Origin of the sequence: Lactobacillus sp. HMSC08B12 (assembly GCF_001808415.1) — a bacterium.
GTDB lineage: Bacteria > Bacillota > Bacilli > Lactobacillales > Lactobacillaceae > Lactobacillus > Lactobacillus delbrueckii.
Window position 1 is genome coordinate 31,687 of sequence record NZ_KV793132.1, and the last position, 21,433, is coordinate 53,119.

Here is a 21,433-nt window from a genome sequence, read left to right on the forward strand (position 1 = left end):
AAAGGCCTGCACGCGCGTGCAGGCCTTTTTGGTTTAAAAATATTGTATATTGTTTTTTAGCCGTTATTGCCTTTACTTGCTGGCTTTTGCCCCTTTTGGCAGGCGGCGGCCAATCAGCCAGACAGCCAAGAGGGCAATGACTGATTCAATGACAATGTAGAGGGCCCGCAGCTTGATAGTGGTCCCGCCCAGCCAGACATTGAAGACGATTGAGCCCAAAACCAGGGCAATCATCCAGGTCCATTGCTGCTTGTCAAAGGCCAGGCCGTATTCTTCTTCTCTTCTGCGGATGCCTGGGAAGATCCCGCCCAGGCCGATCAAGACCAGGCAGGCCACGATGTTGATGGAGAGTTCATACCACCAAACCCAGCTGCCTTCCTTGACGTCTTGCGGCATGAAGCCTAAGACCGTAGCGACAGCCGTGACGGCCAGGAGGGCAAAGCCGACCCACCAGGCGAAGGTGTCGTTTTTAATGTAGCGGTAAACTGACGGGTACTTGGAGGAGTTTTTGCCTCGGACCTTCATGAAGGAGTAGAAAATCCAGCAGGTAACGGCCGGAGAGATGATCCCGTTCAAGTTCAAAAGCCAGTTGAAGATGTCGTTCATGTCTGGCAGGAAAATCCCCAGAACCATGATGAAGCCGCTCAAAAAGACAGTCAGAATGTAGCCGTTGATCGGCAGGCCGTCCTTGTTGGTCTTCTTGAGGAACTTCGGCATGTACTTGTCCCCGGTGTCGGAGATCAGCATTCTGGTCATGGCGTCCAAAAGGACGGACAAGAGGGCCACATTGTAGAAGAAGGAGGCCCAGGCGTAGATGTAGACAAAGAGCTTGCCCACGCCGAATTGCTTGCCCATGGCGCCGAAGACGTAGTATTCACCGTTCATCTTCAAGTCGTTTGGCATGTGGTTGGCATCGATGTAGATGCCCAGGGCAATTGAGCCGAAGATGGTCAAAAAGCAGGTCATGAGGGCCAGGGCGATCATGGCCTTAGGGAATTCCCGCTTGGGGTCCTTCATCCGGGTCACGTATGGGGCGACCAACTCAGACCCGTTGACGGCATAGATCAGCATCCCCACGGTTGAGAAGTATTTAAGGTCAAACTTGGGGATGATGGTCTTCCAGGTAAATGGCGTCGCGGTCTTGCCGCCGGACTTGGCCAGGCCGGCAAAGGCCAGAAGCACGAAGAGGATGGTCATGATGAACATGGCCCAGCCCCCGATGTTGGACAAGACTTCCATTGATTTGGAGAATTTGTGTTCCAGCAGGGTCAAAAGGATAAAAATGACAAAGGTAATGGCCGTAAACATGGCCGTTGAGAGGAATTTCGGGTCCTCAAACTCGCCAGTTCCAGTCAACCCCCAGCCAACGTCAACCAAGAGGCAGTTGGCCGTGTCGACCACGTAAGGAATCGAAGCGGCCCAGTAGGTCCAGGCCGTGAAGTAGCCTAAAAATTCACCGTCAGTGGCTCTGACCCAAGAGGAGAGTCCGCCACCTTCATGGTTGAAAACTGAACCTAAGTGGCCAACGATCAAAGCGTAAGGAACCACGTAAAGGAACATCATCAAAACCCAGGAGGTGATGACCGCCATCCCTTGGTTTTGGAAGTTGTACATGATGTCTTCCAGCCCGATGACCGTGACAAAGGCCATCATGGCTAAAGTCTGCCAGGAAATATAATTTCCCTTTTTATCTAATTCGTCCATAAAAAATCCTTCCTGTTAAACAAAGTGTACTAACAAGAAGCCAGGCCCGGGGACTTGTTTAGCGATATCATTTCCATCTCCAATCTAGCAATTATTAAGCTCTTTTAAAGCAAAATCTATTTTACAGTGCTTATAAGGGGAAAAAAAGCCTTTTAACCATGATAGCGGTTCCTGGGCGAATATTTTCTGAGCAGAAGATTTCCTATCTGTTTTCTTTGGAGTACAATGAAAGACAAGTTAAATTTGACGAGGTGATTTTATGGAGAAAAAATTAGACAGCGCGATTTTCGCGGGCGGCTGCTTTTGGTGCATGGTGGCCCCTTTTGATACTTTGCCAGGTATTGAGAGCGTCACGGCGGGCTACACGGGCGGGCACGTGCCTAATCCGACTTATGAACAAGTTTGCAGCCATACGACTGGCCACACGGAGGCGGTCAAGATCGTCTTTGACCCGGACCTCATGTCTTATGAGGACTTGCTTGGCTACTACTGGCAGGTGACGGACCCGACTGACGCCAGCGGCCAGTTCCAGGACCGGGGGGACAACTACCGGCCGGTGATTTTTTACAATTCACCAGAGCAGAAGGCAGCAGCGGAAAAGTCCAAGCAGGAACTGGCGGAAAGCGGCCGCTTTGATGATCCGATCGTGACCAAGATCGAACCGGCAGCGCCTTTTTACGAGGCTGAAGACTACCACCAGCAGTTCTATTTAAAGCATCCAGACCGCTACGCGGCTGAAGAAGCCGGCGGCCGGGCCCAGTTTATCAAGAAGCACTGGGGCAAGTAGGCATAAGGGGGATGCATGAAGAAAGGTTTAGTGATGGAGGGCGGCGCCATGCGGGGCCTGTACACGGCCGGGGTGACGGACGTCCTCATGAAATATGGGATCAAGTTTGACGGGGCAGTTGGCGTTTCAGCCGGAGTGACCTTTGGCTGCAACTACAAGTCCCTGCAGCCCGGGAGGGTTTTACGCTATAACCTCCGCTATGGCAGCCGGCCCCAGTTTAAGAGCTGGCGGTCCTGGCTTAAAACCGGGGATCTCTACGGGGCGGACTTTTGCTACTATACTTTGCCGGAAGTACTGGATCCTTTTGACACGGCAGCCTTTGCCAGAAACCCCATGGACTTTTGGTGCGTGGCAACGGATGTGGAAACGGCCCAGCCGGCCTACCACAAATTGACCACCGGCAAGGGGCGGGACGTGGCCTGGATCCGGGCTTCGGCCTCGATTCCCGTTTTCGCCCGGCCGGTTAAAATCGGGGGCCACGCTTACTGGGACGGGGGCGTCAGCGACTCCATCCCGGTCCGTTTTCTTTTGGACAAGGACTATGACAAGGCAGTGGTCATTTTGACCCAGCCGGCTGGCTATCAAAAAGAGCCATCGCGTTTGCAGCCAGTCGTTGACCGGGTCTTGAAAAAGTACCCGGCTGTCGTGGCGCGCCTAAGGCAGCGGCATTTGGAATATAATGCCTGCCTGGCTTATATCGCCAAAGAGGAAGCAGCCGGCCACCTCTTTGTCTTCCGGCCCAGCCAGGGGATCGACGTCAGCGCCATGGAAAAGGATCCCAACCGCCTTAAGGCGGTCTACCAAGTCGGCGTGAGGGATGCCAAGCGGCAATTGGCGGCCTTGAAGGAATTTTTACAAGATTAAGCACAAAAAACGGTGACTGAGCTAAGGCTCAACCACCGTTTTAATTTGCACTTGTTAAGTGCTTTTTCTTTATTCTCTTTTTCTTTTAGTCGCCGAACTTAGCCAGCTTCTGGTAGTTGGCCAGCATCCAGTCAGCATAGCTGACCTTGTTTGGCATGGTTTCACGGACTTCCACGATCGGGATGCCCTGCTTCTTGGCCTTCTTGACGAAGGACTTGACCGTGTCGGAGCTGGCCTGGGTGTTGTTGACGAAGAAGGCAATCTGCTTTTTCTTGATGGCTTCATTCATCTGGGCGATCACGGCCGCGCTCGGGTCGGTTTCCTTTTCAGTAGCTTCTTCAAAGTTCTTATTGCCGATCTTGAAACCGGTCCGCTCTAAAGCGTAGTCAAAAACCGGCTCGCTGACGAAGACCGGCTTGGCCTTGCTGCCCTTGATTCCGTCAGCAACTTTTTCGATCTTGTCGATCTTCTGCAAATACTTCTTGCCCTGGGCCTGGTAGTAGCTGGCGTGCTTTTTGTCAAGCTTGCTGAGCTTCTTGACCAGGTAGGCGACGTACTTTTTTGGCATATTTAGGTTGTACCAAATGTGGGGGTTGGCGCTGGAATCCAGCTGCATCAAGTCTTCCCCGACCTTGACAGCCTTCTTGCCATTAGAGGCGGCCAGGTTGCCCATCCAGCTGTCATAGCCCATCCCGTTGGCAACGATGATGTCGGCGTCAGCCACCGTCTTGGCCGCATTAGTCGTCGGCTCATAGTCATGGGGGTCAGAGTTGCCGTTAGCGATCAAGGCGGTAGCCTTACCATACTTGCCGACGATATTTTGCGCGATGTCGGCGTAAATGTTGGTCGAAGTTACAATCTTGATCTGGCTCTTGGAACTTTGTTCATCCTTGGCGCAGCCGGCTAAAAAGAGAGTGGTCAAAAGCAAAATTGGCCAGATAATTAACTGTCTGTGTGTTTTCTTCATGTCTTTTCCTTTCAAGATCTGCAGCTTGCCTGCAAATCATATTAGAATACGGGAAAAATAGCCAAAAGTCAATAAGAATGACGAAAATGATGGTAAAATAAACTACATGAATGATTTTAAGTTTAGCAAAAGAGAAAAGATTTACCTCCTCCTGGCCCTGGCTGTCTTGGTCATGCTCTTCATCTCAAGCTCGATGACCTACCATGAGCAGAAGATGAAGGCTGGTTTTATCCATACCTACCTAGGCTGGCTGGAAGATTTAATCCACCGGCTCAATATCTATTACGGCGGGGTCTGGCACAATGTCAAGACTGACGGGTCAGCTGGCTTCACCCAGTTCGTGGTCCGGAAACTGGCCCACTTTACCAGCTACTTCTTCTATGGCCTTTTTGCCTATTTGGGCTTAAGAAGAGTTTTCGTTATCAAATGGACCGGCCCCCTCTTTGTCTGGGCCAGTGCCTTTGCCTTCGCGGCCATGGATGAGTTCCACCAGTTCCTGACCGGGGACCGGACCCCCAGCGTGCATGACGTGATGCTGGATGCCAGCGGGGCCTTGCTGGCCATTGTTTTGGCGGTGATTTTTTATCAGGTTAAGCAGCGCAGGGAGCGAAAAAAGGCGGCCATTTAGGGGCTGAAGCCGTTGAATTTCTGCCCTTCCTGAGTTATTATAAAAAAGTTGATTATATTAATTACAGAAAGAAGGATCCTAAATGTCAGGACATTCAAAATGGCACAATATTCAAGGCCGCAAGAATGCGCAAGACGCTAAGAGAGGGAAGGTTTTCCAAAAGCTCTCCCGTGAAATTTATATGGCTGCAAAGAGTGGTGGTCCTGACCCTTCAGGTAATCCAAGCTTGCGTTTGGTCATGGACAAGGCACGGGCTGCCAACATGCCAAAGGACAACGTCCAACGGGCCATCAAGAAGGCTGAAGGCAACTCAGACGAACACTACGATGAAGTAACTTACGAAGGTTACGCACCGGGTGGTGTTGCCATCCTGGTTGAAGCCTTGACTGACAACAAGAACCGGACTGCCTCATCCGTACGCGTGGCCTTCACCCGCAACGGCGGCAGCCTTGGTGCTACTGGGTCAGTTGCCTACATGTTCGACCGCAAGGGCTACATTGTAATCGACCGGTCAACTACTGACGCGGATGAAGACCAAATGCTGATGGACGTCATGGAAGCCGGCGGCGACGACCTGCAAACCAGCGACGACGCTTACGAAATCTACACTGACGCCAAGAGCTTCACTGCTGTCCGCGATGCTTTGGAAAAGGCCGGCTACCAGCTGGCAGTTTCTGAACTGACTATGGTGCCGCAAAACACCACTCCAGTTCCAGCAGACAAGAAGGAACAATTTGAAAAGCTGGTTGACGCTTTGGAAGACGACGATGACGTTTCCAACGTTTACACCGCTGCAGCTGACGAAGAAGAATAATTAAGCTGTAAATAAACTATACAAAACGCGACTTTCTGAGGAAAGCCGCGTTTTTTTATTGCTAATTTCCCATAAATTACTACTCAAAGTGCTCTATCACTTGATATATCAACCTTTTAGAGGGTTTCGTTGAGTTTAAGTTATAACTCAAAAAATATTATCTTAAACTTCGAAAAAGGCCGTAATAGTAGGCTTTTTAGACATTGAGTTGTAAAATCCTGGGAAATTAGCATTTATGCTCTTTTACGATTTTTTGGAAAAATTTTGCCTTCTCAGAAAAAAATCGCCACTTTTGGCGTACTAGTAAGTGGAGGAGGAAAAAAGAAAGGAGGACCTTGTGGAAGTTGCAGACAAAGCCCGGCAAATGCTGGAAGAAGCAGTTAGGATCCGGGCCAGTGACATCTTTTTCCTGCCGAAAAAGGGCATCTATAAACTTCGTCTGCGGGCCGGGGATCTGGAGGAAAGGCCGTCCCTGACCCGGGAGGCGGGAAATGAACTGATCAACTGGTTTAAGTACCAAGCTGAAATGGATATTGCCGAACACCGCCGCCCCCAGGTCGGCAGCATGGCTGTCAATTTGGCGGGGCAGGACTACTGGCTCCGCCTCTCCAGCGTGGGTGATTACCGGGGGGAGGACTCATTGGTCATCCGGATCATCTATGCTTTGGGGGAGAGCCGGTACTTTTTCCCGGACCAGTTTGGGGACTTGGTGGACCTTTGCTGGCTGCGGGGGATGATCGTGACCAGCGGGCCGACGGGGTCGGGTAAGACCACGACCATGTATGAACTGGCCAGAAAGCTCAGCCAGACGAAAATGGTGATGACGATTGAAGACCCGGTGGAAGTGTATGAAGAGAGCTTTTTTCAGGCCCAGGTCAATGCCGGGGCCGGGATCAGCTATGCCAGCCTTTTAAAGGCGGCTCTTCGTCACCGGCCGGATGCCTTGATCATCGGTGAAATCCGTGATGAAGAGACGGCCCATTTAGCGGTTGACGCGGCATTAAGCGGCCACCTGGTTTTAGCCACAGTGCATGCCAAAAGTACCTACCAAACCATTTCCCGCCTGGAGAGCCTGGGGGTTAAAAATAACGAGCTGGTTAACTGCTTGACGGCGGTTTCCTATCAGCGCCTTCTGCCGGGCAAAAAGGGGCCAGCCTGCTTGCTGGACTTGGCCAGCCGGGAGGACTTACTGGCGGCTCTGGGTCAATCCGTCAGAGGTAATTTCGCGGCTTGGGAGGAAAACTTAAGCAGGCTGGTGGAGAAAGGAGAGATAAGCGCGGATGTGGCAAGGCAATATAAAGGCGGCTAAGTTGAAGCAGAGTGAGCAGGTGGAGCTCTTGGCCTTTTTGGCAAACTGTTTAAAAAACGGCTTTTCCTTGACCAAGAGCTTGCAGCTCTTGCCCCTGCTTTGGCCCAAGCGGAAAAAGCAGCTGGCCCGGCTGGATGAAAAAATGCGGCAGGGAGAAGAACTGGGTCAGCTTTTCGCGGGCCTGGGCTTTAACAAGACGACGGTGACCCAGCTGGACATGGCACTTAGCCAAGGGCGGCTGGATGAATCCCTGGACCAGCTGGCCCTTTTGGGGCGGATGAAGAATGAGCAAGTCAAGAAGCTGGAGGGGGAACTGGCCTACCCGGTCGTTTTGGCAGGGATGATGACCTTGATTTTAATCTTCATGCAGAACTTTTTGTCGGTAGAATTTGCTGGCAGTTCCGCCAAACAGGGGGACCTGCTCTTGCTGATTTTAGTTTTTTTACTGGTTTTGGTCATCATGTTAGTCGTTATCGCGGCAGCTTACATGAAGAAGCAGGACTACCAGTCTTTTAAAAAGCTCCTGACCTGGCCGGTTTTCGGGCCAGTGGTGGCCTTGTATGGCCAGTATTTGATCTCTTATGACCTGGGCATGCTTTTGGCCAGCGGCTTTTCCCTGCAGCAGATGTGTGACTTTGCCTGCCGGCAGGCGCCGGGGTCACTGCAAGAAGAAGTGGGCCGGCGGGCGCGAGACGCGATTCTGCGGGGGAAGAAAGGGGAAGAGGTCATCCAGAAGGAGCCATTTTTGAGCCAGGAGCTCTTGATGTTGCTGCAGGCGGGCAGTGAACGGGAGGAACTGAGCCGGCAGTGCCTGCTTTTGTCCCGGCTTTTGTTCAACCGCCTGCGCCAGAAGCTGTCCAAGCTAATCGTTAGCGTGCAGCCGGTCTGCTTTATCTTGATCGGCCTGTGCATTATTGGAATGTATTTAAAGCTGCTTTTGCCGATTTACGACAGTATGCAGCAGCTTTAGTTTTGCGGAGGAAAAAAGGAAATGAAACATTTAAGACGGTTTTGGCCAAAGCGCCAGCGGGCTTTTACTTTAATTGAAATGGTGATCGTGGTCGCAATTATCGCGACTTTGGTTCTTTTGATCTCGCCAAATTTGCTAGCCCAAAAGGACCATGCCGATAAGCGGACTAACGATGCTTTTACCACGACCATTAAGACCCAGGTGGAGCTATATGAAGAAAATACGGGCAAGAAGCCGGCCTCTTTCCAGGAAATGGTGGATGCCCACTACTTGACGCAAAAGCAGGAGGAGCAGGCTGAGGATAAGAAGCTGGCGATCGGCGACTTCGCCAAGGGCGGAGAATGAGGCAGAAGGCCTTCAGCCTGCTGGAGACGGTGATAACCTTGGCTATCGCGGGGATGCTGCTGGGTATCGGTGAGATGAGCTTTCAAGGCTTTGAAGACAAGATCAATTTTGACCGCTTCTGCCGGCAGGCGGCGGGACTTTTTCAAGAGAAAATCAGAAGTGCCGCCATTACGGGAAAAAGAGTCGTGATCTACAACCAAAGCAGCCAGGGCAAGCTGGAAGTCATTCAAGACGGCCGGCATGAGAGCCTCAAGATTCCAGATGGAGTTACGGTTTATACCAACTTTAACAATACATCAGGCTGGACAATCAGCAGCGACGGAACCACCAGCCAGGCCTTCACGCTGAGAATCATAAAAAATGATCAGGGGAAAAAAGAGTATGAGAAAGCATATACCTTTTTGCTGTCGTGGGGGAAGATCAATAAAAAGTAAACAGGAAGGCTTTTTGGCCCTGGAGGCGGTAGTGGCTTTGGCCATCGTCTGTATTGCGCTAACTGCCATGTTGACCTGCCTCAGCGGGCTAAAGAAACTAGAGCAAGAGTCAAGCCAGCGGGCCAACCAGGCCCTGGCCTACCGGATGCTGAAGGAGTGCCCGGTCAAGCGGGTCAAGGTCAGGGACCATGAGTATGTCTTGACCGGCAAAGGAGACCTGTATGATGAAACCCAGCAGAAGATTTGCCAGAAGTAAGGCTTTCAGCTTGCTGGAGACCATGGTCGCCCTCTTGGTGACGGTGATTTGCCTGTCTCTTTTGTCCTCTAGCCTTAAGCTTTTTACCCTCTTTGAAAAAGACCGGCACGATCCTAATGAACTGGTCTTCTCTTATGTCCAGTTCGCCAAGTTTTTGAAAAAGGACAGCCAGCGGACCTATATTGATCTGGAGAATTCCAATCCTTTGAAGATCATGTTTATCAAAGAAGAGAAAAAGGAAGACAAGGAGGGGGAAGAAAAGATAGACAAAGCTGGCTACGTTCTGGAAATGGACAATGGCGGAAATAATCTTCGGGTCAGAAGATCCGGACCAGACGGCGGCAACATGACCCTGCTGCCAATCTGGGGAGCAACGTTCGCGGCCAGGGATGGCTTGATGGAGGTCCATATCAATGAAAAGGGGAAAAGGTCAATTTTGTATTTTAAAGTCGACAAGGCACCGGAAAAAGAAAAGGAGGCTGAGAAAAAGACTGAAGATCAGAAAACAGACCAGGCTAAACCGGCAAAGGGGGAGCGTCCTGCTGACCAGCGTGCTACTGCTAGTCACGACAATTCTGCTGATTGAAAGTTACCTGGATGCTTATCAGCATGTCATTAAAATCAACCAGCTGCTGGCAAGTTACCTCTGGGGCGGGTGAAATTTCTTGCACCCTTCCTTGTAAATCATTAGAATTGGTATGTATTTCAAAGAAGGGTGGACTTAAGTCATGAATAGAATTGAAGAACTGTTTGGGCAGACTCTGGAAGCAGTCGAATGCCTGCAAGAAGCCTTGAACGTGTCCCTGGCTGATGCCTTGGTGGAAACTTTTGACAACCTGGAAAGCGGGAAAATCCGCGTGGAAATGGAAGCCCCGGACCAAAAGACGGTGGCTGAGCTTAAAGAACGCTACGCGGCTTTGGACTACAAGAACTGGTCCAAGGCCCAGAAAGAACAGGTCTATGGCCTCCTGGTCCTTAAGGCCGTCAACGATGACGGCCGGGATGCTAACCAGATGCCGACTCCGCCGCTTTTAGCCACGGTCTTGACCCTGTTTATGGACAAGCTCCTGCCTAAGAGAAAGCAAGTCCTGCTGGACCCGGCAGTGGGCAGCGGCAACCTGCTCTTTTCTGTTGACCAGCAGCTGGCTGCCCAGAATCATTCAGAAGACCGCTTTGACCTGGTTGGCCTGGATAATGATGAAGAAATGCTCAACTTGGCCGACGTGGCCGCCCACTTGGCGGGGTTAAAGGCCGACTTCTACTGCCAGGATGCCCTGACCGGCTGGCCTGTCAAGCCAGACGTAGTGGTCAGCGACCTGCCGATCGGCTTTTACGCTAACGACGACAATGCCAAGAACTTTGACCTCCGGACCAAGGAGGGGCACGCCTACGCGCACGTCCTCTTCGTTGAGCAGATCGTCAAGAACCTGGCTGAAGACGGCTTTGCCTTCCTTTTGGTCCCGCAGAACATGCTGACTGGTACGGTTGGGGCTGACTTTATGCCCTGGCTGGCAAGTAAGGTCTACCTGCAGGCGATCGTGCAATTGCCAAGCAGCTTATTCCAAAGCAAGATAAGTCAAAAAAGTATCCTTATCTTCCAAAACCACGGCCAAAGCAAGCCGCCGAAGGAAGTTTTGCTCACAAAGCTTGAAAATCTGAAGAAGGAAGAATCTTTGGTAGCCCTTAATATTAAACTGAACGAGTGGTATACTAAGAAAGATAATTAAGTTTGTGAAGTGAGTAAAAGGAGTTTTTTAATAATGGATAAGATTTTAGCAATCAACTCTGGTTCATCTTCATTTAAGTATAAGCTGTTCTCATTAGCTGATGAGAGTGTCTTAGCTTCCGGGCTGGGCGACCGTATAGGTATCGATGGTTCAACCTTTTCAATGAAGTTGGCTGATGGGACCAAGCATGAAGCCGAAGTTGACTTGCCAAACCAGGAAGTAGCCGTGCAAACCCTGCTTGACTGGCTGAAAGAATATGGCGTTATTGCAGACGTCAAGGAAATTGTCGGCGTTGGCCACCGGATCGTGAACGGCGGGGAATTGTTCCCAGACTCAGCAATCATCGACAAGGACAACATCCACAAGGTTTTTGACTTGACTAACTACGCTCCTCTGCACAACCCGGCAGAAGGCCACGGCATTCAAGCCTTCATGAACATCCTGCCGGACGTGCCGCAAGTCGGCGTCTTTGACACTTCCTTCCACCAGTCAATGGATGAAGTACACTACATCTACTCCTTGCCATACGAATATTACGAGAAGTACAAGGCCCGCAAGTACGGCGCCCACGGCACTTCTGTCCGCTACGTTTCCGGCAAGGCGGCTGAATTGCTGGGCAAGGACCTCAAGGACCTTAAGCTGGTTGTCTGCCACCTGGGTTCAGGCGCTTCAGTTACTGCGGTTAAGGATGGCAAGTGCTACGACACTTCCATGGGCTTCTCACCTTTGGCTGGGGTAACCATGGGGACCCGGTCAGGTGACGTTGACCCGTCAGTTCTGCAGTACATCATGAAGAAGGAAGGAATCACTGACTTCAATGAAATGATCGACATTTTGAACCACAAGTCAGGCCTTTTGGGCCTCTCCGGTATCTCCAGCGACATGCGGGACATCAGAAACAGTGATGACAAGCGCGCCAAGCTGGCTGATGCTGTATTCATCAACCGGGTAGTCCGCTACGTTGGCTCTTACATTGCTGAAATGGGCGGGGCAGACGCGGTTGTCTTCACTGCCGGGATCGGCGAACACGATGATGAAGTCCGTGAAGGGGTCATGAAGTCACTGTCCTTCATGGGCGTTGACTTTGACGACGCAGCTAACAAGGCTGCTAATGAAGGCTTCATCACCAAGGAAGATTCCAAGCTGGCTGGTTTGATTATTCCAACTGACGAAGAATTGATGATCGAACGTGACGTTGTCCGTTTGGCCAAGCTTAAGTAAAAGTTTTTAAGCAGAATATTTGAGGACATGGTCATTTTTTGCTAAAATGATCATGTTCTCTATTTTGGGGATGTTTTGGGATTCGACAGGCGCAGACCCGCGCTGGTTGCGATTCGTAGGTTACGTCTACGTTAAAACGTTAAACAGTTTAAATTAACTGCAAACGAAAACTCATACGCTGTAGCTGCTTAGTTCAGCCCAGCTGCCAATAGACTGCCTGCCCGTGGCGGTCTTGCGGTATCAACCTTACGGGATACGCTTGCTTATCACACCTGAATAAGCGAGAAGAGACTAACAGGTTAGCCGTGGCTGTTTGGCCCTGTCATATGGCGTTTTTCCCCGGTGAAGTTTAAATAATATGACTATGATCGTAGAGACTAGTGACGGGATGCGTTTGGACAGGGGTTCAATTCCCCTCATCTCCATATGTCTAAAGAAGGCGCGTGTGATTGATGCACGCGTCTTTTTTGTGGAATTTTTATCTTCCAAAATGAAAGAATTCTCTAATATATGCAACGATAAGCTGGAAAGAGCGGTATAGTATAAGAGATAAGTGTTTATAAGGTGTAACTAAAGGGGGAGAAATGAAAATGATTTTCCGAAGATGGCCACTGGAATAAAATAACAAATGCAATAAATCGCAAAGGAATCAAGAGTATAATTAAAAGAATAGAAGCTATTGTTTTGACTGTAAGTACACTTTTTAGTGTGGGAGGTCAACTATGAAACTCAAAGAATTTTTGCTAGGAGCTTATAGCTGCCAAAAAGTCAATGACAAGGGCAGGACCAAGCTCAAGGTCGACCTTTCCCCAGGCCTGCTGCCAACAGCACTTTTTGCCTGGGCGGTTTACAAATTCTTGACTAGCGGCGATGATTAAAAGCAAAGTTTTTTCTTGTAGAAATTAAGTGAAAAACTATATAATTTAGTCAATTAGCCCCAAACTTGTGAGTTAAGTTTCAAGCTTTTTTTACAGAATGATTGGCGGCTTTTGATACTTTTTTGCTACGATTATAATATAGTGCGGATTGCACAATTTTTCGGTAAGGGGTTAAAACATGAAGATCTTAATGGTAGAAGATGACAAGTCAGTTTCACAAATGATGGAATTGTTCTTCAAGAAGGAAGGCTGGGAACAAGTTTCCGCCTACGACGGTGAAGAAGCAGTCGAAATTTTCCAAACTCACCCGCGGGACTTTGACATCATCACTTTGGACTTGAACCTGCCAAAGAAGGACGGAATTCAAGTGGCCAAGGAAATCCGCCGGATTTCTGAGACTGTGCCGATTATTATGCTGACGGCCCGCGACAGCGAATCTGACCAGGTTCTCGGCCTGGGTGTCGGGGCTGATGACTACGTAACCAAGCCATTCAGCCCGATCGCCTTGATCGCCAGAATCAAGGCCCTGCACCGGCGGGTAATGCTGGAAGGGCAGCCAAGAAACCTGCCGAAGAACATCCCAAGCAACGACTTCGACTTGGAAACCAACCACATCCGGATCTCCAAGAGCCGGCGGGAAGTCTACTTTGACGAAAACCGGGTTGAAGGCTTGACGCCAAAGGAATTCGACCTGCTCTACACCATGGCCCAGAAGCCAAAGCAGGTCTTCTCCCGGGAACAGCTCCTGGAACTTGTCTGGGGCTATGAATACTTCGGTGAAGAAAGAACTGTTGACGCCCACATCAAGAAGCTGCGCCAGAAGCTGGAAAAGTCCGGCCCGCAGATTATTCAAACCGTCTGGGGCGTGGGCTACAAGTTTGACGATTCACAGGTTAACGCATGAAACTGATTTATCAGCATATTCTGAGTTTTTTGATAGTCATTTTAACCTCGGTCATGATCATTGGCTTTTCAACGATCAACTACCAGAAGGAACAGGCCTATCAAAGCAACTATACGCGCTTGGAAAGTTATGCCGAGAATCTTTCGACCCTGCAGCTGTATTCTAAAAAGACGCAGAGCAAGAATTCACCGCCGGTTTTTTCCGCGGATTTCCTGCAGAAGTTTTCCTTCGTCATGCGGGATGAAAATCTTAAACTGTTTTTGATGGACAAGAACTTTAAGACGACTTATCCCCTTGGCGGCTACGACATCTTGAAGAAGTCAGCCAAATCGATGCTGAAAAAGGGGCAGGTGGTCCGGATCAAGGACGACCACAGCAGCGAGCAACAGGACCTTGCCCCGAAAGTCCAGGGCCGGGTAAAGCGCGATGGCTTAAGAAAGCGGAGCAACCGCCTTTTTGCCGCTGAAAGCTATACCTGGGTCGTGGTTCCCCAGGTCCAAGGATCCGGGTCAAATAAGAAGGTCGTCGGGGCCATCATGATCGGTTCCCGGGTCAAGGATGTCCTGCAGACCGTGAGTCAGGCCAAGGCAAACCTGGCCAGAGCCCTGGTGATCACCTTCGCGGTCAGCTTGATCTTGAGCTTTATTCTGGCCTACTACCAAACTGGCCGGATCAAGAAGCTCTCCCTGGCTGCCCGCAAGGTTGCTGACGGTGACCTGGACGTCCAGGTTGACCACCGCCATGCCGATGAAATCGACGACCTGGCCGAAAACTTCAATGAAATGGTCCGGTCTCTGAAGGCCTCAAATGAAGAAGTCAAGGCCCAGGAAGAGCGGCGGGACCAGTTCATGCAAGATGTGGCCCACGAAATGCGGACGCCTCTGACGACGATTAATGGCCTTTTGGAAGGGATGAAGTATGATGCCATCCCAGAAGAATCAATTCCAGAGTCCATTGACCTCATGAGCCGGGAAACCAAGCGCTTGATCCGCCAGGTCAACGAAAACCTGGACTACGAAAAGATCAGAAGCGGGAAGATCCAGATGATGAAGTCCCAGTTCAATGCCCGGACGATCATGAACGACGTTCAGCAGCAGCTGACCCAGAACGCGGCTAAGAACGGGAACAAGATTATCCTTGACGCTCCGGAAGATTTGCCGGTTTATGCTGACCAGGACCGCTTCAAGCAGATGCTGGTCAACTTGACCCAGAACGCCATCCAGTTTACCAATAACGGGACGATTACGCTCAGGGGCCGGCGCTTCCAGCATGGGGCGACCTTCAGCGTCCAGGATACCGGGATCGGGATGACCCAGGAGCAGAGCAAGTATATCTTCGAACGCTTCTACAAGGCTGACCCGGCCCGGGCCCGCTACGGCGGTACCGGTGAATCCGGCCTGGGCTTGTCGATTGTCCTCTCTTTGGTCCGCCAGCACGGCGGGGAAATCAAGGTTATTTCCAAGCCGCATGAAGGCTCAACCTTCATGATCACCCTCTTTGACCAGGGGCATGAGAAGCACTATGACAAGAAGGACAAGAAAGAGTCCAAAGATAAAGAATAGCGACTAAAAAAGCTTACCGGCTGCTGCCGGTAAGCTTTTTGCTTCTTCTATTTAGTTTTCTTGCTGCTGGCTTTACTTGAGCTGGAACTTGCATTAGAGCTGGATGAACTTGAAGTCATGCTCTCATTCATGGAGCTGGATGAGGACAGGACGCTTTCCGGGATCTGGGTGATCTCGCTTTGCCGCTTTGCCAGCTGGCTGGCATCGGTCTTGTAAAGCTTGCTGGTGTCGCCCTTTTGGCTGATGAGGGCGGTTGACTGCTTGCCTAACTGCTCAATTAGGTCCATCATCTGCTGGTAGTTGGTGCTGTAGTTGTAATCGCTCGGGATGACCGGGCTGAAGCCCTTTGGCGTGTAATAGCGGAGCAGGTTCTTATTGTTGAGGGTGTCTGAGTAGGCCAGGGAGTTTTTGCCATAAGCAGCCAGCTTCTTGACTTCGGCTTTTTGCTTTTTGGTTAGCTTGGTCAAAAGTTTGCCGCTGGCGTCATAGACATTGCCCTTGCTGGTCTTGCCCCCGATCAAGACGTATTTTGGACTGATTACCGTCCCATTTCTGAAGACGACAATTTGCTTGTGCTTAGCTGACAGCATGTCCGTGCCGAACTGGACATATTGCTTGCTGGAGATGCCCAGCAGGTGGAGGATGGTCGGCAGGACGTCGATTTCACCAGCCAGGGTTGACTTGATCCCGCCCTTTAAATTGGAAGCGTGGATCATGAAAGGTACCTTTTGCATCTGGGCGGTGTTGTAGCTGGACCAGTCATTCGGGTCCTTGCCGATCAAAGGCGCTAGGGTGGTGTACTCTTCATTGCTCAAGCCGTAGTGGTCCCCGTAAATGACGATCATCGACTTCTCATAGAGACCGGATTTTTTCAAGTAAGTGAAAAATTCCTTCAAGGCCTGGTCCAGGTAGTGGGCGGTCAAAAAGTAATTATTAATCGTCACGTCACTGGTTGAGCTGGTCTTGAAGTTTGGATCCTGGTCAGCCGTGGCCAGTTCAAAAGGCGTGTGGTTGGTGACTGTGATGAACTTGGCATAGAAGGGCTGCTGCATTCTTTCCAGGTACTTGACGCTTTCGGCAAAAAAGAGCTTGTCCTTAAGCCCGTAGCCGGAGCTGTCCCCGCTTTCCTGACTGAAGTAGTTCTTGTCAAAGAAGTAGTTGTAGCCCATATTCTTGTAAACGTCATTCCGGTTCCAGAAGCTGCCGACATTGCCGTGGAAGACGGCAGAGGTGTAGTTGCTGTTTGCCCGCAAGATTTGCGGGGCAGCCTGGAAGGTGTTGCTGGAGCCTAATGAAGTGAAGAGTGACCCGTCAGAGATCCCGTAGGTGCTGGTTTCCAGCATATTTTCCGCGTCACTGGTTCTGCCCAGGCCAACCTGGTGATAGAAGTTGCTGTAAGACAGGGTGTGCTTGTTTTTGTAGAGGGAATTAAGGAAGGGAGTAACCTCCTTGCCGTTGACCTTCATCCCGATCAAAAACTGCTGGAAGCTCTCCAGGTGGATGATGATCACGTTTTTCCCTTTTTCCGCCCCGAAGTATTCGGAATTAGCCGGGGCGTAATTCTGCTGGGTAAAGTTGATGATCTTGTTCAATTCACTGGTCGAAGCATTCTTGGTTACGGTCGAGCTGGATTCGTTCTTAATAGCGTCATAAACCGTGAAGGTGTCAATGCCCAGGTACTTGACCACGTAAGTCCGGTCAAAAGTGTTCTTGAGCAGGCGGGGCCGGTTGCATTCAGCCACCATCATGTTGAGGCCCAAAACGAAGAAGCCGAAGGACGTAATGGCAAAAGTCCTGGAAAAGCCGTATGACCGCTGGTCGATCTTGATTACTTTTACCGCCAGCAGGATGACGATGACGATCAGGTCCAGCCAGATAAAAATGTCGCTAGGCGCTAAAAGGGCCGCGCTGGACTTGCCTAGACCCTGGGAAACCTTGCTGAGGTTGGCCATGGTCTTGACGGTAATGAAGTCGGTGAACTGCCGGTAGTAAAGGACGTTGGCAAATAAAAGCGCCGTGTTGGCGAAATCGAGGGCCAGCATGGCAATGTAGGAGGCCAGAGGCTTGGAAAAGTAAAAGCCCAGGCTGATCAAAATGATGCTCATGCCCAGGGGGCTGAACCACATGATGATGTGCTGGAGGGGATTGGCCAGGCCTAGATTTAAGTCGCAGTAGGCGACAAAGAGGTATTTCAGCCAGTAGCAGATGACCAGGAGGGTCAAAAAGCCAGTCCGGCTTTGAAATTTGCCGAGAAATTTGCTGTGTTTCAATGTCTTTCTCCTTTTATTACTGTCTTAATTTTAAAGGTTGTGGCAAAAATAGACAAATATTTCCCCAGAGTTATTGCTTTCTTAAAATTCTTCCCCCAAAAAAGCTTGTATAATGTAAGCAGACCTTAGTAGATTGGACCCAGCGAGCATGTTGTTTTTAGCACCTTTATACAATTATTTAGCCAGCCAGTACGCCACCCGGATCAATCACTTTGCCTTGATCAAGTTAGCCTTGCAGGGCCTGGACAAGACAATTTTTTACTTCCTGCTCTTCGCCCTGGTCCGGGTCATCTGGCTTTTGGCTGTCCGTAAAAGACGCGGGCTCTGGTCAGAATTCGGTCTCTGGCTCTTCGCCTTTTACTTTCTCCTGGTGCTGATGCTAACGACCTTCAGGTCATCCTACTTCCCTTGGGAACTGAATTTCCATTGGACGCGGCCGCTCAGCAATATCAACCTGGTCTTCATGAAGAATACCTGGAAATTAGTCTATGCCCAGAGCAAGGTCGACTTTTACTATAACTCTATGGGCAATATCTTAGCCTTCATGCCCTTCGGGGTCCTGCTGCCCAATCTGCTGCAAGTCAAGCGTTGCTTTGGCCGGGTCTTTTTCCTGGGGGTCTTGTCATCAGTGACGATCGAGATCCTGCAGTTTTTGCTCATGACAGGTGTCAGCGACATTGACGACGTCTTCTTCAATGCCTGCGGGGTCCTGCTGGGCTATGGGCTCTACTTTTTGCTAGGTCAAATTTGTGTAAAAAATCCCAATAAAGACTAGCAATGAAAGGGCAACAATGATATTATTATCTTGTGAATGATTTATTTAACATTTTCTAGTGAGGAAGCATAAATCAATGAATAGTGTAGTAAGTTTTGACAGTAGTAAATTGACTCCTTTTGTTCACGAAAACGAACTGAAGGAAATGCAAGCAATGGTTAACGCCGCTGACAAGGAATTGCGCGAAGGCACTGGTGCCGGCAACGACTTCCGCGGCTGGCTGGACCTGCCAGTTGACTATGACAAGGACGAATTCGCCCGCATCAAGAAGGCAGCCAAGAAGATCCAAAGCGACTCTGACGTTTTGATCGGGATCGGGATCGGCGGCTCATACTTGGGTGCCCAAGCAGCCATTGAATTCTTGAACTCATCATTCTACATGGCTGAAAAGAGCGATTATCCTAAGGTTGTCTTCTGCGGTAACAGTCTGTCAGGCACTTACTTGTCAGACTTGATCAACTGGCTGGGCGACAAGGACTTCTCCTTGAACATCATCTCCAAGTCCGGTACCACCACTGAACCTTCAGTTGCCTTCCGGGTTTTGAAGGCCAAGTTGATTGAAAAGTACGGCAAGGAAGAAGCAGCCAAGCGTATTTACGCAACCACTGACCGCCAAAAGGGTGCCTTGAAGACCGAAGCTGACGCTGAAGGCTACGAAGAATTCGTAGTTCCAGATGACGTCGGCGGCCGTTTCAGCGTTTTGTCAGCTGTTGGCCTTTTGCCAATCGCTGCTGCCGGCTGCGACATCGACGCCTTGATGCAAGGTGCCGCTGACGCCCGGGCTGCTTACACTGACCCTGACGTAAGCAAGGACTCACCTTACCAATACGCTGCCTTGAGAAACATCCTTTACCGCAAGGGCTACACCACTGAACTTTTGGAAAACTACGAACCAAGCATCAGAATGTTTGGCGAATGGTGGAAGCAATTGATGGGTGAATCAGAAGGCAAGGACCAAAAGGGCATCTACCCGTCAAGTGCTAACTTCACCACTGACCTGCACTCACTTGGCCAATACATCCAAGAAGGCCGCCGGAACTTGATGGAAACTGTTGTCCGCGTTGCTAGCCCACGGGCTGACGTAGAAATTCCAAACGACGAAAGCAACCTTGACCAACTGAACTTCCTGGCCGGCAAGAACATGAACTATGTCAACGACCGGGCTTACGAAGGCGTTGTTTTGGCCCACACTGACGGCGGGGTTCCAGTTATGACTGTCAACATCGCTGACCAAAGCGAACACACTTTGGGCTACTTGATCTACTGGTTCGAACTGTCAGTTGCTATCTCCGGCTACTTGAACGGGATCAACCCATTCAACCAGCCAGGGGTTGAAGCTTACAAGCGCAACATGTTCGGCCTTTTGAACAAGCCGGGTTACGAAGACTTGCACGACGAACTGGCAAGCCGCCTGTAATCTTTCGTAAATGAAACTAATAAGAACAAGATCCGCGGATCTTGTTCTTTTTTGTTCAATTTGATATTTTTTTGGCCAAAGATGATAAAACAATTACATTAAGTGCTACAATTTAAGAGAAGCAAAAAGAGTATTGCTTATGTTACCGCTTTAGTAAGAGGGGGTAAAGGAAGATGTCATCAAGAAAAATTGCCTTGACCGGACTTGCTTTAGCTGCTTTAACGTTAACAGCCTGCAGCAAGCAGGAGAGCAGTCAAAAGGAGCAGGATTTGAACTGGTCAGTCGGCGGGGAAATCACCACGATGGACCCGTCCAAGGCCACGGACGTGGTCAGCTTCAGCCAGATGATCAATTCAATGGAAGGGCTCTACAGAAACAGCAAGGACGGGCAAAGTCCGGGCCTGGCCACTAGCGCCCAGGTTTCCAAGGACGGGCTGACTTATACTTTCAACTTGCGCAAGTCCAAGTGGAATGACGGCACGCCCGTAACTGCTCAAGACTTTGTCTACTCCTGGCGGCGGACCGTCAATCCCAAGACTGAGGCCGAGTACTCGTATCTTTTTTCCGGGATCAAGAACGCCGATGCCATCCAAAACGGCAAAAAGCCGGTTTCCAGCCTGGGGATCAAGGCCGAGGGCAAGTATAAGCTGGTCGTCACTTTAGAGAAGCGGATGGCCTATTTTAAGGACCTCATGGCCTTCCCAGTCTTTTTCCCGCAGTAGGAAAAAGACGTCAAGAAATACGGGGACAAGCAGAGCGTCAAGCTTGACCAGATCAGCTTCACGGTCAACAAGACGGCGACTATCGCCTACAACCTCTACCAGTCAAACAAAATAGATGCCCTGGGCCTGGACTCCAATTTGACCAAGCAGTTCAAGGGCAAGAAGAACTACTACAGCCTCTCCAACGGGGGGACCTACTACCTGGAACTTAACGAAAAGAACCCGAACCTGGCCAACAGCAACATCCGCAAGGCCATCTCCCTGGCCATCAACCAGGAGAACCTGATCCGGATTTTAGGCGGCAACAACCAGGTGGCCAATACTTACACAGCCAAGCAAGGCCAAGGAGTACTGGCAAAGGGCCTGAGTGAACTCGGCAAGTCCAGCTTGACCTTGAACCTGCTGACCAGTGACAGCGACAGCGACGGGGGTAAGAAGACCGGCGAGGCCCTGCAGAGCATGCTGGAAACCCAGCTGCCAGGGCTGAAATTGACGGTCACCAGTGTTCCCTTCAAGACCCGCCTGGCCCGGCGGGAAAACTGCGAGTTCCAGATCTGCGGGTCAGACTGGATCGCTGACTTCGCTGACCCGATTTCCTTCCTGGAACTTCTGACCAGCAAGAACAGCTCCAACTATGGCTCCTGGAAAAACAGCCAGTATGACAAGCTGATTGCTGCTTCCAAGAACACCAATAACCAGGAAAAGCGGCTCAAGGATATGAGTGAGGCGGAAAGCATCCTGCTTGACGATACCGGGGTCATCCCGCTTTACTATGAGGACGATGCCTGGCTGATCCGGTCAAATGCCAAGGGCTGGATCTGCAAGCGGAGCGAGTGGAACTTTAAGGAAGCCTATGTGACTAAGTAATGTGATTTGAAA

At 50.4% G+C, this 21,433-nt stretch carries 20 protein-coding genes, 1 other RNA gene and 1 pseudogene; 19 read left to right on the top strand and 3 right to left on the bottom strand.

What is annotated here, in order from left to right; genetic code table 11:
* Positions 1 to 72 precede the first annotated feature (72 nt).
* Positions 73 to 1,704 (bottom strand): APC family permease, encoded by a 1,632-nt coding sequence (locus HMPREF3168_RS03305; protein WP_070488474.1) that lies wholly within the window; start codon positions 1,702 to 1,704, stop codon positions 73 to 75.
* 259 nt (positions 1,705 to 1,963) lie between these two features.
* On the opposite strand from HMPREF3168_RS03305, the gene msrA reads away from it, so the two are divergent.
* Both msrA and HMPREF3168_RS03315 read left to right on the top strand, forming a co-directional pair.
* A complete protein-coding gene (msrA, locus tag HMPREF3168_RS03310) occupies positions 1,964 to 2,491 on the top strand; it encodes a peptide-methionine (S)-S-oxide reductase MsrA (RefSeq protein ID WP_070488476.1) in 528 nt (175 codons plus the stop codon).
* A gap of 15 nt (positions 2,492 to 2,506) precedes the next feature.
* Entirely contained in the window at positions 2,507 to 3,355 is an 849-nt protein-coding gene (locus HMPREF3168_RS03315; RefSeq protein WP_003614704.1) for a patatin-like phospholipase family protein, read from the top strand.
* A gap of 85 nt (positions 3,356 to 3,440) precedes the next feature.
* Here HMPREF3168_RS03315 and HMPREF3168_RS03320 read toward each other — a convergent pair whose 3' ends face one another.
* Positions 3,441 to 4,322, bottom strand: coding sequence for a metal ABC transporter solute-binding protein, Zn/Mn family (locus HMPREF3168_RS03320; RefSeq protein ID WP_070488479.1), 882 nt, complete (start codon positions 4,320 to 4,322; stop codon positions 3,441 to 3,443).
* Between the two features lie 106 nt (positions 4,323 to 4,428).
* Here HMPREF3168_RS03320 and HMPREF3168_RS03325 point away from each other — a divergent pair, with 106 nt between their 5' ends.
* From HMPREF3168_RS03325 to HMPREF3168_RS03385, 14 genes are all read left to right on the top strand, one after another.
* Positions 4,429 to 4,950 carry a VanZ family protein gene (locus HMPREF3168_RS03325; protein WP_003614756.1) on the top strand — a complete coding sequence of 174 codons (522 nt, stop codon included), beginning with the start codon at positions 4,429 to 4,431 and terminating at the stop codon, positions 4,948 to 4,950.
* Between the two features lie 82 nt (positions 4,951 to 5,032).
* Positions 5,033 to 5,764 carry a YebC/PmpR family DNA-binding transcriptional regulator gene (locus HMPREF3168_RS03330; protein WP_003614725.1) on the top strand — a complete coding sequence of 244 codons (732 nt, stop codon included), beginning with the start codon at positions 5,033 to 5,035 and terminating at the stop codon, positions 5,762 to 5,764.
* A gap of 337 nt (positions 5,765 to 6,101) precedes the next feature.
* On the top strand, positions 6,102 to 7,073 hold the full coding sequence (gene comGA, locus HMPREF3168_RS03335) for a competence type IV pilus ATPase ComGA (RefSeq protein WP_003614792.1): 972 nt from the start codon (positions 6,102 to 6,104) through the stop codon (positions 7,071 to 7,073).
* Positions 7,045 to 8,043, top strand: a complete 999-nt coding sequence (locus tag HMPREF3168_RS03340; RefSeq protein WP_070488481.1) for a type II secretion system F family protein — start codon at positions 7,045 to 7,047, stop codon at positions 8,041 to 8,043. The genes comGA and HMPREF3168_RS03340 overlap by 29 nt, the downstream gene beginning before the upstream one ends.
* 21 nt (positions 8,044 to 8,064) lie before the next feature.
* On the top strand, positions 8,065 to 8,388 hold the full coding sequence (gene comGC, locus HMPREF3168_RS03345) for a competence type IV pilus major pilin ComGC (protein ID WP_003614760.1): 324 nt from the start codon (positions 8,065 to 8,067) through the stop codon (positions 8,386 to 8,388).
* Entirely contained in the window at positions 8,385 to 8,822 is a 438-nt protein-coding gene (locus tag HMPREF3168_RS03350) for a pilus assembly FimT family protein (RefSeq protein WP_050952205.1), read from the top strand. Before comGC ends, HMPREF3168_RS03350 begins: the two co-directional genes overlap by 4 nt.
* A complete protein-coding gene (locus HMPREF3168_RS03355) occupies positions 8,812 to 9,078 on the top strand; it encodes a type IV pilus modification PilV family protein (protein WP_035175487.1) in 267 nt (88 codons plus the stop codon). The genes HMPREF3168_RS03350 and HMPREF3168_RS03355 overlap by 11 nt, the downstream gene beginning before the upstream one ends.
* Positions 9,047 to 9,664: a type IV pilus modification PilV family protein gene (locus HMPREF3168_RS03360; RefSeq protein ID WP_050952206.1), complete on the top strand. Its 618-nt coding sequence runs from the start codon at positions 9,047 to 9,049 to the stop codon at positions 9,662 to 9,664. The genes HMPREF3168_RS03355 and HMPREF3168_RS03360 overlap by 32 nt, the downstream gene beginning before the upstream one ends.
* A gap of 142 nt (positions 9,665 to 9,806) precedes the next feature.
* Positions 9,807 to 10,805 carry a class I SAM-dependent methyltransferase gene (locus HMPREF3168_RS03365; RefSeq protein WP_070488483.1) on the top strand — a complete coding sequence of 333 codons (999 nt, stop codon included), beginning with the start codon at positions 9,807 to 9,809 and terminating at the stop codon, positions 10,803 to 10,805.
* Between the two features lie 33 nt (positions 10,806 to 10,838).
* Positions 10,839 to 12,026, top strand: coding sequence for an acetate/propionate family kinase (locus HMPREF3168_RS03370; protein WP_003614731.1), 1,188 nt, complete (start codon positions 10,839 to 10,841; stop codon positions 12,024 to 12,026).
* 66 nt (positions 12,027 to 12,092) lie between these two features.
* Positions 12,093 to 12,454, top strand: a transfer-messenger RNA (tmRNA) gene (ssrA, locus tag HMPREF3168_RS03375).
* Between the two features lie 294 nt (positions 12,455 to 12,748).
* Entirely contained in the window at positions 12,749 to 12,904 is a 156-nt protein-coding gene (locus HMPREF3168_RS10275) for a hypothetical protein (protein WP_003619066.1), read from the top strand.
* A gap of 178 nt (positions 12,905 to 13,082) precedes the next feature.
* A complete protein-coding gene (locus tag HMPREF3168_RS03380) occupies positions 13,083 to 13,808 on the top strand; it encodes a response regulator transcription factor (protein WP_003613569.1) in 726 nt (241 codons plus the stop codon).
* Positions 13,805 to 15,370 (top strand): sensor histidine kinase, encoded by a 1,566-nt coding sequence (locus tag HMPREF3168_RS03385; RefSeq protein ID WP_070488485.1) that lies wholly within the window; start codon positions 13,805 to 13,807, stop codon positions 15,368 to 15,370. Before HMPREF3168_RS03380 ends, HMPREF3168_RS03385 begins: the two co-directional genes overlap by 4 nt.
* 47 nt (positions 15,371 to 15,417) lie before the next feature.
* Here HMPREF3168_RS03385 and HMPREF3168_RS03390 read toward each other — a convergent pair whose 3' ends face one another.
* A complete protein-coding gene (locus HMPREF3168_RS03390; protein ID WP_050952208.1) occupies positions 15,418 to 17,640 on the bottom strand; it encodes an LTA synthase family protein in 2,223 nt (740 codons plus the stop codon).
* Between the two features lie 148 nt (positions 17,641 to 17,788).
* Here HMPREF3168_RS03390 and HMPREF3168_RS03395 point away from each other — a divergent pair, with 148 nt between their 5' ends.
* The 3 genes and pseudogenes from HMPREF3168_RS03395 to HMPREF3168_RS10095 all read left to right on the top strand — a co-directional run bounded on the left by HMPREF3168_RS03395 (position 17,789) and on the right by HMPREF3168_RS10095 (position 21,421).
* On the top strand, positions 17,789 to 18,415 hold the full coding sequence (locus tag HMPREF3168_RS03395) for a VanZ family protein (RefSeq protein WP_070488487.1): 627 nt from the start codon (positions 17,789 to 17,791) through the stop codon (positions 18,413 to 18,415).
* 76 nt (positions 18,416 to 18,491) lie between these two features.
* A complete protein-coding gene (locus HMPREF3168_RS03400) occupies positions 18,492 to 19,832 on the top strand; it encodes a glucose-6-phosphate isomerase (RefSeq protein WP_002880048.1) in 1,341 nt (446 codons plus the stop codon).
* Positions 19,833 to 20,005: 173 nt separating this feature from the next.
* A pseudogene (locus HMPREF3168_RS10095) lies at positions 20,006 to 21,421 on the top strand (peptide ABC transporter substrate-binding protein).
* Positions 21,422 to 21,433: the final 12 nt, after the last annotated feature.